General features: G+C 67.9%; 17 protein-coding genes. 9 read left to right on the forward strand and 8 right to left on the reverse strand.

All coding sequences use genetic code 11. The annotated features are described in order from the left end of the window. Nucleotides 1-41 precede the first annotated feature (41 nt). Together DAT37_RS41800 and DAT37_RS41805 are read right to left on the reverse strand one after the other, a co-directional pair. Entirely contained in the window at nucleotides 42-1,205 is a 1,164-nt protein-coding gene (locus DAT37_RS41800) for a hypothetical protein (RefSeq protein ID WP_109530628.1), read from the reverse strand. Further along, nucleotides 1,202-2,143 carry a metal-dependent hydrolase gene (locus tag DAT37_RS41805; protein WP_109530502.1) on the reverse strand — a complete coding sequence of 314 codons (942 nt, stop codon included), beginning with the start codon at nucleotides 2,141-2,143 and terminating at the stop codon, nucleotides 1,202-1,204. The genes DAT37_RS41800 and DAT37_RS41805 overlap by 4 nt, the downstream gene beginning before the upstream one ends. A 222-nt stretch (nucleotides 2,144-2,365) precedes the next feature. Between DAT37_RS41805 and DAT37_RS41810 the strand changes: the two genes are divergently transcribed. Further along, nucleotides 2,366-2,983, forward strand: coding sequence for a TetR/AcrR family transcriptional regulator (locus DAT37_RS41810; protein ID WP_109530503.1), 618 nt, complete (start codon nucleotides 2,366-2,368; stop codon nucleotides 2,981-2,983). Here DAT37_RS41810 and DAT37_RS41815 read toward each other — a convergent pair. Continuing rightward, on the reverse strand, nucleotides 2,923-4,947 hold the full coding sequence (locus DAT37_RS41815) for a BTAD domain-containing putative transcriptional regulator (protein ID WP_232840317.1): 2,025 nt from the start codon (nucleotides 4,945-4,947) through the stop codon (nucleotides 2,923-2,925). The genes DAT37_RS41810 and DAT37_RS41815 overlap by 61 nt on opposite strands. A gap of 79 nt (nucleotides 4,948-5,026) precedes the next feature. On the opposite strand from DAT37_RS41815, the gene DAT37_RS41820 reads away from it, so the two are divergent. After that, complete coding sequence (locus tag DAT37_RS41820; RefSeq protein ID WP_109530629.1) at nucleotides 5,027-5,905, forward strand: alpha/beta fold hydrolase; 879 nt, start codon at nucleotides 5,027-5,029, stop codon at nucleotides 5,903-5,905. 111 nt (nucleotides 5,906-6,016) lie between these two features. Beyond that, nucleotides 6,017-7,351, forward strand: coding sequence for a phosphatase PAP2 family protein (locus DAT37_RS41825; RefSeq protein ID WP_109530504.1), 1,335 nt, complete (start codon nucleotides 6,017-6,019; stop codon nucleotides 7,349-7,351). On the opposite strand, the gene DAT37_RS41830 is transcribed toward DAT37_RS41825, so the two are convergent. Both DAT37_RS41830 and DAT37_RS41835 read right to left on the reverse strand, forming a co-directional pair. Beyond that, nucleotides 7,338-7,874 (reverse strand): DoxX family protein, encoded by a 537-nt coding sequence (locus DAT37_RS41830; RefSeq protein WP_109530505.1) that lies wholly within the window; start codon nucleotides 7,872-7,874, stop codon nucleotides 7,338-7,340. The genes DAT37_RS41825 and DAT37_RS41830 overlap by 14 nt on opposite strands. Nucleotides 7,875-7,904: 30 nt before the next feature. Beyond that, nucleotides 7,905-8,687: a dioxygenase family protein gene (locus DAT37_RS41835; protein ID WP_109530506.1), complete on the reverse strand. Its 783-nt coding sequence runs from the start codon at nucleotides 8,685-8,687 to the stop codon at nucleotides 7,905-7,907. A gap of 97 nt (nucleotides 8,688-8,784) precedes the next feature. Between DAT37_RS41835 and DAT37_RS41840 the strand changes: the two genes are divergently transcribed. From DAT37_RS41840 to DAT37_RS41865, 6 genes are all read left to right on the forward strand, one after another. Then, entirely contained in the window at nucleotides 8,785-9,294 is a 510-nt protein-coding gene (locus DAT37_RS41840) for a MarR family winged helix-turn-helix transcriptional regulator (RefSeq protein WP_198654709.1), read from the forward strand. 68 nt (nucleotides 9,295-9,362) lie between these two features. Continuing rightward, a complete protein-coding gene (locus DAT37_RS41845) occupies nucleotides 9,363-10,121 on the forward strand; it encodes an enoyl-CoA hydratase (protein ID WP_109530507.1) in 759 nt (252 codons plus the stop codon). Between the two features lie 326 nt (nucleotides 10,122-10,447). Continuing rightward, nucleotides 10,448-11,149: a hypothetical protein gene (locus DAT37_RS41850; protein WP_109530632.1), complete on the forward strand. Its 702-nt coding sequence runs from the start codon at nucleotides 10,448-10,450 to the stop codon at nucleotides 11,147-11,149. A 1,187-nt stretch (nucleotides 11,150-12,336) separates the two neighbouring features. Continuing rightward, nucleotides 12,337-13,248, forward strand: a complete 912-nt coding sequence (locus tag DAT37_RS41855; protein WP_109530508.1) for a cutinase family protein — start codon at nucleotides 12,337-12,339, stop codon at nucleotides 13,246-13,248. 80 nt (nucleotides 13,249-13,328) lie between these two features. After that, entirely contained in the window at nucleotides 13,329-13,616 is a 288-nt protein-coding gene (locus DAT37_RS41860; protein WP_109530509.1) for a DUF1330 domain-containing protein, read from the forward strand. Nucleotides 13,617-13,707: 91 nt separating this feature from the next. After that, entirely contained in the window at nucleotides 13,708-14,484 is a 777-nt protein-coding gene (locus tag DAT37_RS41865) for an SDR family oxidoreductase (RefSeq protein ID WP_109530633.1), read from the forward strand. A 31-nt stretch (nucleotides 14,485-14,515) separates the two neighbouring features. Here DAT37_RS41865 and DAT37_RS41870 read toward each other — a convergent pair whose 3' ends face one another. The 3 genes from DAT37_RS41870 to DAT37_RS41880 form a co-directional block, all read right to left on the reverse strand. Beyond that, nucleotides 14,516-15,448, reverse strand: a complete 933-nt coding sequence (locus tag DAT37_RS41870) for a HAMP domain-containing sensor histidine kinase (RefSeq protein WP_109530634.1) — start codon at nucleotides 15,446-15,448, stop codon at nucleotides 14,516-14,518. Nucleotides 15,449-15,597: 149 nt separating this feature from the next. After that, on the reverse strand, nucleotides 15,598-16,296 hold the full coding sequence (locus DAT37_RS41875) for a response regulator transcription factor (protein WP_109530510.1): 699 nt from the start codon (nucleotides 16,294-16,296) through the stop codon (nucleotides 15,598-15,600). A gap of 61 nt (nucleotides 16,297-16,357) precedes the next feature. Continuing rightward, a complete protein-coding gene (locus tag DAT37_RS41880; RefSeq protein ID WP_157978967.1) occupies nucleotides 16,358-17,647 on the reverse strand; it encodes a sensor domain-containing diguanylate cyclase in 1,290 nt (429 codons plus the stop codon). Nucleotides 17,648-17,675 lie beyond the last annotated feature (28 nt).

Here is a 17,675-nt window from a genome sequence, read left to right on the forward strand (position 1 = left end):
TTCGGCGACGCCACGCCCACGAAGCACCCACGGCGGCGCGACTACGCCGAGTGACTCACCTCGGGTTCGCGTGCGGGCCCGATCCGGTCGTCGCCGCCGGAGTCCGAGCGCGGCACCGTGTACGTGGCGAGCACGCACAGGATCGCGATGACGAAGCACGCCGCGGCGTACCAGATATTGCCGATGGGATCGCCGTTCGCGGTCGAGCCGTCCACGGCGTCGAAGTAGTCGGGCAGCGCGGTCACCCACAGCAGCGCCATCACGCCCAGATACACCATGCTGTATATCCGGACGAAACGATTCGAGTAGCGCGGGATATCCGACTCGCCCCGGCGCAGCGCGAGCCACCGGCGGCTCAACGCCACCACCGCGACGACCGAGACGATCACCAGTTCCGCCACGTAGAGAAAACCTCTGACCGTGTCACTTCCCGCGCCGAGAACCGTCGCGGGAATGGGCAGTATCCCGGTGCCGAGCGATCCGAGTACGCCGATGACGACGGTGCGCCACGCGATTTCCACACCCGAGAAATCCCGGCCGGCGTCGACTTGGCGACCGACGAGCAACTGGACGAAGAACGCCAGCGACATCGGCCACAGCGCGGCGAAGACGACCACGCTGGGAATGGGGACCGAGTCGAACATGGGCTGGTTGATCGGATTGTCGATCGACCACTCCCACCAGCGCAGCTGCGGGCCGATGTGGTCGAAGATCTCGTAGAAGGCGTGGTGGACGAAACCGACGCAGACCGCGCCGACGAGCACGCCGTAGCGGCGGAACACCCCGAGCGACCGGACCGTTTCGAAGGCCAGCGTCGCCATCAGCGGATAGATCGCGACGATGTACAGCGGCAGTCGGCCCCAGAGGAATTCCACCGTGAAGACGTTGTGCGCGAACATCGTGTCGACATGTTCGTCGATGCCGAACGCCGCGGGGAAATACAGCGGCGGCTCGATGATGAACAGATAGGCCGTCGCGCCGAACCAGACGACGAGGTTGGTGGGATCACCGTGACGGCGCAGCCGGACGATCGCGTAGATCAGGGCGAGGATCGCGCCGAGCACGATGGTGAGTTCGAGGACGGGCAGCGTCCAGTTCTCCAGTGCGAAGGGGTTGCGCACTTCGAAGAGTCCGCCCGCCTCCTCGCAGGAGAAGCCGAGTTCCCCGGCGAGTTTCTCGAAGGTGGGGGCGCAATGATCGGTCATCGGTCCGCCCGCGGCGAGGTGACCGCGTTCGCGGTGTACCACTGGGAGACGTCGTAGCCCGCGTCGTAGCGCTCGAACCACACTCCGGCGAGTTCGGGCAATTTCTCGTGATCGGGATTGTGTCTGGGCATCTGGCTACGGATGATGCCGACCAGCGCGACGAGTTGCGGACCGAGCTGGAGATGGTCGAACGCGCGCGACATCGGGCCGTTGTTCCCGGCACTCGAACGGCGGAACAATCCGGCCAGGCGTTGCTGGTAGCGGTAGGTCGCGAACATCGCCATCGCGTCGACTTTGCGATCCTCCAGCGGAACGTGTTCGTTGAAACCCGCGCTGGCGATCCGGATCACCTTCATCACGTGCCGGAAGATCGAGGGCGCCATGCGCATCCGGTAGATGTCGCTGCCGACGACCGAGTCGAAGATGATCAGCGCCGAACTCCTGTGCTCGACCTCTTCGACGAAATGCCAGATGAACAGTGAGGCGACACGATCGTCTCCCGGCTGGAACAGGGAGGAGTCGTTGTCGAGCATCAGTTTGAAGACCGGCGTGAACGTCGCCTCCAGGTCCGCGGTATAGGCGAGCCGGTAGTCCAGGGACGTGTCGACGGTGAGGCGGTCGAATTCCCCGATCACCTGGTTGAGCGTTTCCTGAAGTCCCGGATAGCGCCTGATCAGAGCGTTGGCGTGTTGGCGGTGCGCGGTCGAATGCTGGCCCTCCTGACGCACGAACGCGTCGGCCTCCTGCGCGACGGCCGGATCGGTGATCCGGGGCATGGCCTCGCGGATCATGTTGACGATCATCTTCTCGAAGCCGATCGCCAGGAAGGACACGGCGTTGGCCATCGCGGAGAAGGCCGGATTCTGCTCGTTCCACAGGAAGGGCACGTCGTAGTCCGCGAATGCGAATCGCATCTTCCGGACCTGTAGGTCGGTCACCGGTCTCCACCTCGTTCTCGGGAGCGGTCCGGGCTGTCGAGCCGCTCGGATATGCCCGCTCGGGTATGCCCGAGCCTGACCATTGTGATCATACATATCACGATCGCTGTGTATGATATGAATCGAAATATTGCCTCGAGCTGGGCAAACAGTCGACCGGAAGCGCTGTGGTAGGTTCGATTCCTTGATTCGCAGCAACGAATTCGGTCGAGGAAGCGGGCAGTGGCAGGCAGGCGCGGGTGGGGCGGCAGTCCGCCGAAGGACGACGACGAAGCGTCTCGTCGAATCGTCGCCGCCGCGGTCGAACTGATCGGACGGACCGGCGCCGAGATCAGCATCGCCGACGTCGCGGAATCCCTCGGCGTCATCCGCCAGACCGTCTACCGCTACTTCCCCAGTTCGGACGCGCTGATGCGCGCCGCGGCGTTCGCCTCGGTCGACAATTTCCTCGACCGGCTGGCCCGGCACGTCCGCGGCATCACCGATCCGGCCGACGCCATGACCGAGGCCGTGGTCTTCACGCTGACCGATGTGCCGCGGACCCCGCATCTGGGCATCCTGCTGTCGAGCACCTATTCCGAGGCCGACCCCGAAAGTCTCACCTCCGAGGAAGCGCACACCTTCGGCATGACGATGATCGAGCGCTTCGACGTCGACTGGCGCCACTGCGGCTACGACGACCAATCCCTGCACGAACTCGTCGAATACGCCCTTCGGACGATGCAGTCGTTCTTCCTGTCCCCCGGAAATCCGCCGCGCGGGGAGGCGGAGCTGCGCCGCTATCTGCGGCGGTGGATGGGAACCGCGATCCGCGCCCAGGTCGACAGTTCGTCGAGATAGCCACGCACCGGTCCGACACCGAGCAGACCGCTCTGCGCGGTGGTCTCGGCCGCGGCGGGCGAGAGCTGGGCGACGGCGCGCGCCATGACCGGCGCGTCGCCGACGGCGGTCGCCGCGTAGGCGATCACGGCCCACAGCGCCTCGAACAGCAGATCCCGCGGCGGTGACGCGATATCGCGCAGAGCCGTTCGGGCAGCGTCGATCTCGCCTCGCGCGGCGAGCACGGCGGGACGGACCCACGGTGCGTACGGTCCCCAGTCCCGGCCGGTGTCGAACGAGGCGATCCGTTCCGTATCGCGATGGCGCAGTGCGAGACTCAGCAGCGCCAACGGCAGCAGGCCGTGACGCAGTCCGGGCATTCCGGCCCCGTCGAGCGCAACGGCCGCCGCCTCGTACGCCGCTTCGGCGGCCCGGATGTCGGAGGTCTCCGCCGTGCGCAGCGCCCGGAACCAGTCGGTGAACACCGTGACCAACGGCAGGTCGTAGCGTCGCGCGACGGCGTCGGCGGCCGCGGCGTGTCGCCGCGCTCCTTCGAGATCGGCCAGCGCGCAGTGGCTCTGCATCCGCACGAGATGACCGAGCACCTCGTAGGTGAACAGATTGTTGCCCGTGGCCACCGACAGCACCTCGGCGCCGAGCGCGTCCCGCTGTCGTGCCATTCCCGCCCGTTCGAAACTCTGCATGAACACGCCGTTGAGCGCGAAGGCCAGCAGCGACGGATCGCGCAGCTGCCGTGCGATCTCCTCTGCGGCACGGGCCGCGCGCAGCGGCCGCAGACCGTCGTCGGCGCGATGTTCGGTGGGCAGCGCGCCGCGCGATTCGACCGCGATCGTCGCGAGCAGTCGGGCCCGATCGGCGTCGTCATGCGCGGGCAGGCGTCGAATCGTCTTCTCGGCGACGGTGACCAACCAGCGGTCCGAGGCGGGATCGTCCGAGCGGGTCCAGATGGCGGGCACGTCGTAGATGCCGATGACCCGCGCGGTCAGTCTCGCGTCGCCCGTCTGGTCGGCGGCGGCGACCGCCGCGATCCGGTGTCTGCGGGCGGCTTCGAGTCCGCCGCCACCAGTCACCGCGAGATCGCGCATGAGTCCCGCCGTCGACTCCAGCCTGGTTCTGGTCCGGGACGCCACCGCGCTGTCGTAGGCGGCGCGCGCCTGTTCCCACACCCGCTCGACCGGATCGCTGACACCCGGATCGAGGTGTTCGGCCTGGAGCAGCAGATCCTGTTCCAGCCTCCGCAGTCGCGGTCCCGGATCGATACCGAACTGTTCGGCGAGCATCGCGCGAGCCCGGCCTACGACCGCGAGCGCGTCGGCCTGACGCCCGCACGCGTAGAGCGCGGTGGCCAGCAGCTGCCAGGCGTCCTCGCGCCAGGGATGTTCGGCGACGTGGACATCGAGATCGGGTATCGCCGCCGCGGCCGCGCCCGTCGCGAGTTGCGCCGCCGCGCGGCGTTCCACGGCGAGTAGTCGTTGCTCGCTGAGCCGCGCACGCTCGGCGCGCGTCCATTCGCTGTCGGCGAAATCGGCGTAGGCGAAGCCGTGCCACCAGCCCAGCGCCTCGGTCAACCGGGAAAGCGCTTGCGCGGCGGGAAGTTCGGCCGCCGTCCGGACCGCGTCGTCGAATCGCCACGCGTCGACCGCGTCCGGTTCGGCGCGCAGGACATAACCCGGGCCTTCGGTCACCAGCAACCGGGCGGGAGTGCGCGGCGGCCGATCGGGTTCGAGCGCGCGCCGCAACCCGGCGACGAAGGTACGGATCGCCCCCACCGGGTCGGCGGGCGGTTCGTCCCACAGGTCGTCGACGAGGCGACCGACCGGGACGACGCGGCGGCGGGCGAGGATCAGTCGCGCCATGACCTCGCGGTGTCGCGCGCGCAAGGCGACCGGTTCACCCGTCTCGTCCCGCACGATCACCGGGCCGAGCACCTGGAAGCGCATCGGTCCACTGTAGTGCGCGTTCATCGGTTGCTCATCGGCTCGCCGCAGGGTGGGAACCGAGGCGCCCGAGGGCGCGCAACCCCGATACGAGGAGTCACCCAGGATGAATGTCACCCTTGCCGGTTTCGACTACCGACGCGTCCGTGTCGCCGACGATGTCACGCTGAATATCGCCGTCGCGGGCGCGGGAACCCCGATCGTGCTCCTGCACGGCTTCCCGCAGACCCATCTCATGTGGCGTCACGTCGCCACCGAACTGGCGGCCCATCACACCGTCCTGTGCCCGGATCTGCGCGGCTACGGCGACAGCGACAAACCGGCCGAAGCCGGACCGGACACCTACGCCAAACGCACGATGGCCGCCGATATCGTCACCGCCGCGGCGGCACTCGGCCACGACCGCTTCGCGGTGGCCGGACACGACCGCGGGGCGCTCGTGGCGTTCCGCGCCGGTCTCGACCACCCCGCGACGATCACCCACCTGGCCTGCCTCGACGTGCTGCCCACGCTGGACATGTGGGAGGTCATGCGCGGAGCGGACGCGGCCGTCGGCTTCCACCTGTATCTCATGGCCCAGCCGCCCGGACTCCCCGAACGGATGATCACCGCGTCGGCCGACGCGTTCTTCGCCCATTTCCTCGACCAGTGGACCAATGATCCCGCCGCGATCCCGGCGCAGATCCGCGCGGCCTATCTCGACGCCTGCCGCGCCGCGGTCCCCTCCATCGTCGCCGACTACCGCGCTTCGGCGACCATCGATCTCGATCACGACCGCGCCGACCGCGCCGCCGACACCCGGCTGTCCATGCCGGTGACCGTCCTGCAACAGGATTGGGGCGCCGCACTCGGCTACGACGCGGCCGCGCTGTGGTCCGGCTGGGCCGCCGACCTGGACCATCGCACCGTCACCTCGGGCCATTTCATGGCCGAGGAGGCGCCTACCGAGATCACCGCGGCCCTGCGCGATCTCCTGCGCCGCTGACCGGCCCGGGACCGGTGCCGCCACCTTCATTCGAGGTCCGGCCATCCCCCGGTATCGTCGCGCGTTCAATCCTGCGACTCGCCGTGTTCACATCGTGTTTACGATGACCGAATGCTTATTCACGACGCGCACGGCAGTTCGACCTCACCACCGGATCCACCCGGTGCGGAAGGACTTCGGGAGCGTCACTTTCGACCCGCGGTGGTCTGGGGTGGGATCGGCGCCGCGATCGTGGTCCTCGTCGCGGGTCAGCTCATGTCCGTTCACATCCACGCGCTCGGCCCGCTGACCAGCCTTTTTCGTGACTACGCTGGGGTTCCGAAATCCGCGACGACGCCGTGGGCCGGTTTCCTGCTCGCGCTGATCGGCATCACGGCGCGAGCCCGGGTGAACGCCCTGGCCGCCGCCGTGGTCATCGACCTGATCTTCGTCGCGATCCGGACCGTCGACGGCAGGCCGTTCACCGTCGGCAACGGTCCGACCATCGTGCTGACCGCCCTGGCGCTCGTCGCCGCGCTGCGCTGGTCCGGCATCCGACGCTCGACCGCGTTGCGCACCATCGCCCTGGGCGCGCTGCTCATCCTGGCGACCAAGGTGGGCGAGATCTGGCTCGACATCACGGCGTGGGCCTGCCCGCAGGTCCTGGATTCCTATGTGGAAGTGGCAGATCGGGCCCTCGGCAGTCCCGCGTGGGTGGTCGGGCACGCGCTCGATATCGCGGGGCCGGTGCCGCTGGGCATCGTGCGCTGGGTGTATTTCGAACTGCCCGTGGCCGCCATCGTCGTCGCGGCCTGGCAACTGCGCCGGGTGACCACCGGGGTGTGGCCGAGCCATCACCTGGTGCGGACCTTCCTGGTACTCGGTCTGGTCGGGCCGATCTGCTACGTGCTGTTCCCGGTCGTCGGACCCGTTCTCGCCTTCGGACCGCAGGGCAACGGGCTGGAACTGGCCGATGTGTGGCCCGATCTCGTACCCGCCCTGCCCGCTTCGGTGGATTCCATGCCGTTCGACGGCATCACCCCGCGCAATTGCATGCCGTCACTGCACACGGCGTGGGCGCTGTCGCTGTTCATCCACTCCCGCCGCGGGCCGTTGTGGTTGCGCTGGGGCGGCGCGTTCTGGTTGGTGTGCACTCTCGTGGCGACCCTCGGACTCGGGGCGCACTACGGGCTGGATCTGGTTGCGGGCGCGGCGCTGTGCCTGACGGTCGAGTCGGCGCTGCGCGATCCGGAACGCGGCTGGGACCGCGCGCGGGTGACGGTGATATCACTCGGTGTCGCGGTCTTCGCCGGGGTCCTGGTGTGCACGCGCTACCTCGCGATACCGATGGCGACCTATCCCGCGCCGTTCGGCATCGCGATCCTCGGTGCGCTGACAGCGCTGGCGATCGTGTTCTACCGGACCTGGTTCGCCGACCGGCCCGGCGACCGCGTCAGCCGCGAATGACCAGCACGACGGCCGCGGTCACGGCCGCGAGCGCGATGGCGGCGATGCCGTAGGCGAGGCGGTGGTAGCGCAGACCGGGTAGGTAGTGGTCGAAGGCGACGCGTCCCGGCCCGGTCAACGCGAGTCCCGCCGCCGTGCAGGCCAGGACCAGGTCGTATTCGATCCCCTTCGGCGCGAAGAATTCGCCGGTGCCCTTCACCGCGATGGCGTTGATCATCACGCCGAGGATCGCGGCGGCGGCCAGCGGGGTGAACAGCCCCGCGATCAGGCCGATACCGCCGAGGGTCTCGCTCAGCCCGGCGATCCAGGCCATGGTCTCGCCCTGCGGGTAGCCGCTGGATTCGAAGAACCCGCCGGTGCCGGAGATCCCGCCGCCGTCGAACCAGCCGAACAATTTCTGGGTGCCGTGCGCCGCCATGGTCACGCCGACGACCAGTCGGATGACGAGCAACCCGAGGTCGAGCGCGGATTGATCGGCGACGGGTGCGGTGAGCACGGGCCTGTTCGAGGGAATCGTTGCCATGGATATCTCCTTACCGGTGGGGTGATCGGGTCAGCCGAACTGGACGGAGCGTTTGGATAAACCGTGCCAGAAATCATCGATGACCGTGCGCTGGGTCGCCATATCGGTTTCGCCCGCGCCCAAGGTGACGAACAGCGGGGCGAAATGCTCGGAGCGCGGATGCGCCAGCTGCGCCGCGGGCGCCTTGTGCTCGAAATCCAGGAGCGCGTCGATATCGCCGGAGGCCAGCGCGCGGCTGCCCCAGTCGTCGAATTCGGCCATCACCGGGTGCACCGAGCCGTCGTCGGAGAGCGCGCGCAGATTGTGGGTGAAGAAGCCGCTGCCGACGATCAACACCCCCGCGTCGCGCAGCGGGGCCAGCGAGCGCCCGATCTCGAACAGTCCGCGCGGATCCAGGGTGGGCAGCGACATCTGTAGGACCGGCACATCCGCGTTCGGATACATCTCGACCAGTGGCACGTACGCGCCGTGGTCGAGTCCGCGCTCCGGCACGTCCCGCACCGCTGTCCCCCGGCCGCTCAGCAGCGCGCGCACCTGGGCGGCCAGTTCGGGAGCGCCGGGCGCCGGGTAGCGCACCCGGTAGTAGTGCCGGGGGAATCCGCCGAAGTCGTAGACCAGCGGCACGGATTCGGTGGCGCCGAGCGCGATGGGGGCGTCCTCCCAGTGCGCGGAGATCATCAGCACGGCGGCCGGCTTCGGCAGCTGCGCCGACCACGACGCGAGCTGCCCCGGCCAGATCGGGTCGTCGGCCAGCGGCGGCGCGCCGTGTGACAGGTACAGCACGGGCATCCGCGCGGACTGCGTCGCTGTCATGAGACCTCCCATGTCCCTCATGTCATTCAAATTTGAACAACCTTCCCGGAGACTACCTGTTAGTTCGAATTCGAACAACACCGGTAGGCTGAACAGCGTGGACGAAACGACGTGGCTGAACAGCGAGGAGATGCGCGCCTGGCAGGCACTGCTGTCCGGATGGGCGCTGCTCGATCGGGAGATCGAGCACCAACTCAAGAACGATTCCGGACTGTCCCACACCCAGTACGAGGTGCTGGTGCGACTGGCCGCCGCACCGGAGGGCCGGATCAGGATGACCGAACTGGCCGATTCGCTGGTGAACTCCAAGAGCGGGCTGACCTATCAGGTGAGCCGACTGGAAGCGGCCGGGCTGGTGCGCCGCGAGGCCTGCCCGACCGATGTCCGCGGCGTCAGCGCGGTCCTCACCGACAGAGGTCGTCACACCCTGGACAAAGCCGCGCCCGGTCACGTCGCCCAGGTCCGCGAACTGCTCATCGACGTGTTGACGCCGACGCAACTCACCGCGCTGGCAGACGGCCTCGGCGAGGTCGCGCGCCGCATCCAGGAAGGCGCGCCACGCACCGGACGAGCGCCGAGGACACGGCGGCCCGAGCGCACCGTCTGAATCCCTTCGGCTCGGCGTTCCACCCCACCACTGCCCGCCCGCTCGACCGCATTGCCTACGATCCGGCCATGGCCGAGATCAGGAGTGAACGGCGGGGCAAGGCAGCGGTGATCACCGTGCACGACCCCGACCGACGGAACGCGTTGACACTGGAGCTGTCCGAACAGTTGGCGGCGGCGGTGGACGACGCCGAGCGCGACGATGCCGTGCACGCGGTGATCGTCACCGGAACACCGCCCGCGTTCTGCGCGGGCGCCGACCTGACGGCACTCGGTGAAGCGCGCGAGCAGGGTTTGCGCGCGATCTATCACGGATTCCTCGCCGTGGCGCGATGCTCGCTGCCGACCATCGCCGCGGTCGGCGGCGCGGCGGTGGGGGCCGGACTCAATCTGGCACTGGCGGCCGACGTCAGGATCGCCGGGCCGCGCGCGCGTTTCGACGCGCGATTCCTGCGCCTGGGCATCCACCCCGGCGGCGGGATGACGTGGATGCTGCAACGGGCGATCGGCACCCAGCGAGCGACCGCGATGACACTGTTCGGGGAGATCCTCGACGCCGAAGCTGCCCGCGAAGCCGGTTTGGCGCACCGGGTCGTCGACGGCGACCACGACGCACTGCTGGCGGCGACCGTCGAATTCGCGAACGGCGCGGCCGAAGCTCCGCGCGAGTTGCTGAAGACCACCAAGCGCACCATGCGCCACACCGCGACGCTGGACGCGCACGCCGACGCGGTGGACGCCGAGATCGTGCCGCAGGTCGCCTCGATCGAATCACCGGAGTTCGCGGCCAGACTGGCCACGATGAAGGCCAGAATCGGCGGAAACTGATCCCCGGTGTGCCGCGGCGACTTCGTCCGCGGCACACCGTTCGATCACGTAAGTATCACGCACAACAAATTGCCGAATTCGGTCAATACGGCCTAATATCCGATTACAGGCACCCCGCCCAATATGTGACGCTCGTCTCGACGTCGGCTCGATCGAGGCATTAAATAAGCTCTGAGCTGTAGTTCTCATACTTCTCACCGCGCTCGACACCTCGCGGAGAACAGAGTTTCAAAAGACGGACACAATTGGTTAACCGGCCGTTCGCTGGAATCGATTGTTATCGAATCGTCCCACTTGTGAAACGATTCGAACGAGGTATCCGAGAAATGCTGATGAGGAAATTCGCCGCCACGTCGGCACTCATGATCGCCGCGCTCGGCGTCACCGCGGGCGCCGCCGACGCCGCCCCGGCACCGACCGAAACCCCCATCGGCTTCACCGCCGACACCGTGGGCTCCTCGACCGTCGTGCGGACCGACGCCGGATCCCTCACCGTCGAGAACGGCGTCTTCCAGATCAAGGCCGACAACGGCACCGTGCTCGCGGGCGCGCCGCTGTCCTTCCGCGTCGACGATTTCGAATTCCCGATCACCGCCGATATCGCCGACCACACCGCGACCCTGACCCCGCGACTCGACATGGCGCACGCGACCTACAAGCCGGTCGCGCTGCCGTTCGAGGACAAAGCGCCCTGGAAGAGCGAATACGACCGCGAGCAGGCCGCGTTCAACCGCATGAAGGACACCATCGCCATGGGCGCCACCATCGGCACCCTCGCGGGCGGACTCGGCGGCGCGGCCGTCGGCTGCGTCCTCGGCGGCATCGCGGGCGCGACCGTCGCCTCGGCCACCATCATCGGCCTGTTCGGACCGTTCATCCCCGCCGCCGTCATCGGCTGCCTCGGTGGCGTCGTCGCCGTCGGCGCGCTCGGCACCGTCGCCGGACAACTCCTGGTCACCGCGCCGGTCGCGATCGGCGCCGCGATCCAGTACTTCGCCACCATCAACGCCCCCTTCCAGACCAAGTGAGTCGTTCCGACCCCACCGAGATCGGTTCGGCGACCGATAGTTTCACCTTCCCGCGTTGCCGGAGCATTGCCCCCGGATCGAGTCGGCCGGCTCGATCCGGGGGCGCTCTCGGTGCACCGGCATCGGGTTCGGGCGCGGCCACTTTCGATCGATGGCCGACACGCCCGACCTGCACCCGAGTTTCCCGCGTGAGATCCAGTGCCGGGGACGCCATCGGACGGTAGCGACGGAATCCGCGCCCGATCTACGAAAGACATTCCAGACCACCACCTTCCGGGACGAACCCACCCGAACGCGCCGCCCGACGGCGCGACACCCGCGTCCCGGACCACCGACCTCGACCGCCGCGCCGACGGCACCGCCTCGACGGCGACACCGGGGTCCGTCACCGACGCAATGACATTGGGGAGAGCGGCGGTGCCAGCCCGGTGGGCAGCGCGACTTCCGTGAACCACAAGTTATCCATCAGTTCACAACTTCTTCGCAGAACGACAACCTTCGCCCCGTCTGGCACGGGACGGTTCGCGTACACGGTCGAGGTTCTCACGCTGCGCACGGGCACTGGCGTCACGAGATTTCTTCCGCGGACGTAGCGGCCGAAACACGAACATGATCAGCATGTCCGACCCGGCTACCGTGGTATGAAACGCCTCTTCCGACGAACCGCGCCCGGTGCGGAAAGTTCGTTCGAAACCTCGCACCGAATCGTCCACGATCCGCCGTAACCTCCTGTATGTTAATAATGATTCCGGCTCGTGAAGTTTCGGAGTGACGCGCACCCCCGCATCACTCGTCTGCGATCACCGGCCGGATGACAGCCCGGAGTATCGGCGCCGACCCGTCGGCCGACCTCCGCGGGTGGACCGAACGGGTGGAAGACATGCGCACGACAACTCGACGAAGAAGCCGGGACAGCCCGCCGCCGACCGATGATTCGGGCGGCGACGCCGAATCCGGCCACGCTGGACAGTGTCGGCCGTCATCCCCCTGAACCGGGACGACGACCGCGCCCGCCGCACGCGCTACATGGCTTACACTTCCCGGGCGGTCCCCGTACTCCATGAATTCCGTGTCGCGGCACTCTCGCCAGACCTTGTGCCGACAGGGGATCCGCCCTGTATCGCGCAACCGTCCCGGGCACCACTTCGACCGAGTGACTTTCGGCAGTGAATACAACGGAGTACACGATGCTGACACGATGGAAGATCCATGCCGCCGCCTGTGTGGCCACGATGCTGACCGCCACCCTCCAGTTCGGGGGCGCCGTCGCGGGAGCCGCACCGGCCCATTGCCCCGACCTGTATGTCGTGGCCGTTCCCGGCACTTGGGAGACGTCCAATTCCGAACCGGGCAGGGGGATACTCGCGCAGAGCGTCGACAATCTGCCCGGCGATGTCCAGGTCGACTACGTCACCTACGCGGCCACCGCATTCCCTTGGGAGGGTGAGGTATACGGCCGCTCCAAACAGGAGGCGATCGACAAAGCGCGCGGATTCGTCGCCGCGATGGGCCTGTCCTGCGCGGCGACCCGTATCGCACTGGTCGGCTACAGCCAGGGCGCGGACGCGGCGGGCGATCTCGCGGCCGAGATCGGCACCGGGCTCGGCGTCGTCCCTGCCCACCGGGTCGCGCTGGTCGGGCTGATCTCCGATCCTCGCCGCTCACCGTCCGACACCTTGATCGGTCCGCCCGTGCGCGGCGCCGGAGCGGGCGGCCCCCGGGTCGGCGGTTTCGGTTGGGTCACCCCGCAGACCTACACGTTCTGCGTCGAAGGCGATCTCTACTGCGCCATGCCCGACGGTGATTTCGCCGGTCGGATCGCCGGTTTCGTCGTCCAGCTGTCGAATCCCGATCCCACCAAGATCGGCAGTTACCAGAGCCAGGCGGGCGAACTCATCGGCGACGCCCTGGCCGCGGGCGGTTTGGGTCTACTGTCGGACCAACTCAACGGCACCGCCTACGAGCAGCGCAAACAGCAGGTCGACAACTTCCTGAAGTCCGGCGCTCACCAGGCCTATCCCTCGTACGCCGTCGACCCGGGCGGCGCCACCCCGTTGACCTGGCTGCGTCAACGGTTGATCGAGGCCGCCGGTCGATGACCATGGTCCCGCACGGTTCTCTTTTGGTACCTTCAGCTGAAGAGTCGACGTCGACTTTTCTGCGTGAAGGGTGATCCGGAGTGTCCAAAGGCTATGTGATCGTCACCGAGGCGATCAAAGATCCGAGCAAGATGGCCGAGTACGGCAAAGCCGCCGCGAAGGCCATGGCCAAGGGAGTTACCGTCCTTGCCGTCGATACCAAGACCCAGGTGCTCGAGGGCGAATGGCACGGAAACCAGACGGTGGTGCTGGAATTCGAATCCCCCGAGGCGGCGAAGGCCTGGTACGACTCCGAGGAATACCAGGCGGCCATTCCGCTGCGACAGGCAGCCGCGGACGCCAATTTCGTGATCGTCAACGGACTGTAGAACCCGCTCGAATCCCCGAGGTTGTGATCGGCGCCCGTGTCGATCACAACCTCGATTCGTGTTCGAATCGCTCTGGCTGACCAGGAGAGATATGTCCTACGACCTGTTCGCGTTGGATGGCAGGGTCGCGGTCGTCACCGGCGGCGGACGCGGCATCGGCAAGATGATCGCGCGCGGGCTGTTGCGGGCGGGCGCCACCGTGTACGTGAGCAGCCGTAAGGCCGCCGAACTCGACGCGACCGTCGAGGAACTCTCCCCGCTCGGTCGCATCGAGGCCATCCCCGCCGACCTGAGCACCGAGGCGGGAATCACCGAACTCGTCGACACCGTCGGCCGACGCGAGAACTCGGTCCACGCCCTGTTCAACAACGCGGGCGCGACCTGGGGCGCGCCGCTCGAGGAATTCCCCGACTCCGCCTGGGACAAGACCTTCGATCTCAATGTCAAAAGCGTCTTCACGCTGACCCGCGCACTGCTGCCGATGTTGCGCGACGCGGCCACCGACGAGGATCCGGCGCGGGTGATCAATACCGGAAGTATCGACGGACTCCGCGTCCCGATCGCGGGTTTCGACAACTTCTCCTACAGCGCGAGCAAAGCCGCGGTGCACATGCTCACCCGCCACCTCGCCGCCGAACTGGCCCCCGAGATCCTGGTCAACGCCATCGCGCCCGGTCTGTTCGAGTCGAAGATGTCGGCCGCGGTCCTCAAGGCCGGTGGCGACGCCATCGCCGCGCAGTTTCCGCTCGAACGCATCGGCCGGCCGGACGATATCGCGGGCATCGCCGTCTTCCTCGCGAGCCGCGCCAGCTCCTACATCACCGGCGCTGTCATCCCCGTCGACGGCGGGGTGAGCACGACCCGCTGAGCGGTGCCCGACGACGCCGGGCACCGGGAATTCAGCGGTCGGGCAGGACGACGCGAATCCTGGAGCCCGGATCGGCGACGGCGATCGTGCCGCCGTGCAATTCCACGATCCACCGCGAGATCGCCAATCCCAATCCCGTTCCGCCACCGTCGGAGCGACCGCCCCGGGTGAAACGATCGAAGATCCCAGCTCGCTCCGCCACCGGAATTCCGGGACCGTCGTCCTCGACATCGATGACCACCCCGCCCTCGGCGGCGCGTGCCGTTATCCGCACCTCGCCACCCGCGGGACCGTGACGGGCGGCGTTGTCGAGCAGGTTGAGCAGCACTTGGTGCAATCGTGCGCGGTCTGCGCGAACGCACACACCGCCGGGGTACACGTCCGTGCCGAAACGCACGCCTCGGCCCAATACCGCCGCCGTCACCTCGGCTTCGTCGACCACCTGCGCCAAGAGCGGTGCGACGGCGACTTCCTCACGGTCGAGCGGAATCGCGCCCGCTTCGATACTCGACAGATCCAGGAGTTCGGAGACGAGCAACCCGAGACGTTCGGTCTGGGCCAGGGCGGTGCGCAGCGTGCCCGAATCGGGTTCGGACACCCCGTCGACCAGATTCTCCAGCACCGCGTTGAGTGCCGTGATCGGCGTGCGCAATTCGTGCGACACATTGGCGATGAGATCGCGACGCTGCTGATCGGCGGCGGCCAGGTCGGCGGCCATCTGGTTGAACGCCTCGGCGAGCTGGCCGACCTCGTCGCGGGAGCTCGCCCGCACCCGGCGCGTGTAATCCCCCTGCGCCATCCGCTTGGCCGCCGCTGTCATCTCCCGCAGCGGCCGGGTGATGCCGTGCGCGAGGAATTGTGAGGTCACCAGCGCGATGACCAACGCCGCCACGGTCGTCTTCGGCGGCAACCAACCGATCCGGAATCGGAAGAACCCGAACGCGACACCGCCGGACACCACCATCAGAATCGCCAGTTTGAGTTTGATCGAGCGCACCGGATCGAGCGGACGTGGCAGAACCGTCGCGACGCGGTCCGTCCACGCCCGGATCCGCTGCCTGAATGAGCCGTTCCCGATCTCCCCGTCGCGCGCGGAATCGGTCACCGGCTCGATCACGGCGCCTCCAGCGCGTAGCCGACACCGTGCACGGTCCGGATCAGGTCGGCACCGAGCTTGCGGCGCAACGCCTTGACATGACTGTCCACGGCACGGGTGCCCGCGGCATCGGCCCAGTCCCACACCTCCTCGAGCAAACGCTCCCTGGCGAGCACGACGCGGGGGCGGCGCGCGAGCCGGGCGAGCAATTCGAATTCCAGCGGCGTGAGCTGAGCTTCGTTCTCCGCGCGCCAGACCCGGCGCTGGTCGACGTCGATACGCAGATCGCCGACGACGATGCTCGCCCCGTCGCGGTCGGCCGCCCGGTCCACCCGGCGCAGCAGCGCGTGGACCCGAGCGGCGAGCACCCGCATCGAGAACGGTTTGGTGAGATAGTCGTCCGCCCCGACCCCCAAGCCGACGAGTTGATCGGTCTCGTCGATCCGCGCGGTCAACATCAGCACCGGAATCGCACGCCCCGCCTGGATCCTGCGGCACACCTCCAACCCGTCGAACCCGGGCAGCATCACGTCGAGCACCACGAGATCCGGCTCGTTCGCCCGCACCGCGGCGACCGCGCCCGGCCCGTCGTGCGCCACTTCGACAGTGAATCCCTCCGCCCGCAATCGAGCCGCGACCGATTCCGCGATGGTCACTTCGTCGTCGACCACCAGGATCCGCCGTGCCCGACCGTTCCCCGCCCCACTCTGTTCCATGTCGGAACCCTAACCATTCGGTGTGGAGACCACCCGCCCCGATTGTGGAGATTCCGTGCGCTTACGGCTGGAGTACCCAGGTTCCTCGGCCACCGGCCTTGGCACGGTACAGGCCGACGTCTGCCGCGTGCAGCAGTTTCTCCGGGTCCGCGCCCGCCACCGGGACGACGACAGCGCCGATGCTCGCGGTGATCGACAGCGGTCTCGTCGCGCCGATGGGCATCGGCTCACGCAGGGCGGCGAGGATGGTCGCGGCGGCGGCGCCGACGCGGTTGTCATCGCACGGGGGTTCCAGCAGGGCGACGAATTCGTCGCCGCCTATCCGGGCCAGAGCGACCGACGGGGAGCACAGCGCGTCACTGAGCCTGCGCCCGATCTCGGTCAGCAACCGGTCACCCGCCGCGTGCCCGTGTCGGTCGTTGACCAGTTTGAATCCGTCGAGATCGACCAGACACAACCCGACCAGATCCGTGGGGTCGGCTTCCGCCGCGATCCGTTCCAGCTGATCGACGAGGCAGCGGCGGTTGGGCAGACCGGTCAACGGGTCGTGCTCGGCCAGCCAGCGCAACTCGGCCTGCATCGTGTGCCGTTCGGTGTTGTCCTCACCCACCGCGAGCAGGTAGGCGTCGTCGTCCTCGCCGTGCATGAGCGTCATCGTCCACGTGCCCCAGCCGACAGTGCCGTCTCCGCGCCGGAATCGCCCCTCGAAACGCAGGGTGCCCGAACCCCGCCTGCGCAGGTCGATCACCAGATCACGCAGCCGATCGCGATCATCGGGGTGGACGAGGCGCAGCCCCGCGGTGCCCGGTAGCTCGTCACCGGGAATGCCGACCATGCGGGCCGTCGCCCGATTCGCGTCGATCGTGAGGCCGTTCACGTCGTACAGGGCGATCGCGATCGCGGCATTGTCGAAGACAGCCCGGAACCGCTCGGCCGCGATCTCCTGTTCGCGAGCCACGGCGGACGGCGACCCGGTCGACAGGCCACACCCGAGGTCGGCCATGACCGCGCCGAAGCGCTGGGCTCGATCCGGTCGGCGCGAGTGCTCGAGCAGACCGGCCCACGCCGTCGCGGACGCCCGCACCACGGCGGAGCCGTGCAGGTCGGCGCGCGCCATCTCGCGTCCGATCCGCCTTCCCGGCGCCGGATCGAACGGTTCGGCATCCATGGCCGCGTCCAAGTCTGCGAGCCATGTCGCCATCGCCGCCCTGACATCGCGGCGCGACCGCACCGCGAATCCGGCGTCGAGCACCGCTTCGCACCAGAGCGCTGCCATCTCGGCAATCTCGTGACGATCCATGACCGCGAGACCTCCTGCCCGGCCGAATTCCGGGCGACCGATGTCGGGCATCGTCGCAGACTCGAAAGTATGTGTATCG

The organism is Nocardia aurea (genome assembly GCF_003123685.1).
GTDB lineage: Bacteria > Actinomycetota > Actinomycetes > Mycobacteriales > Mycobacteriaceae > Nocardia > Nocardia aurea.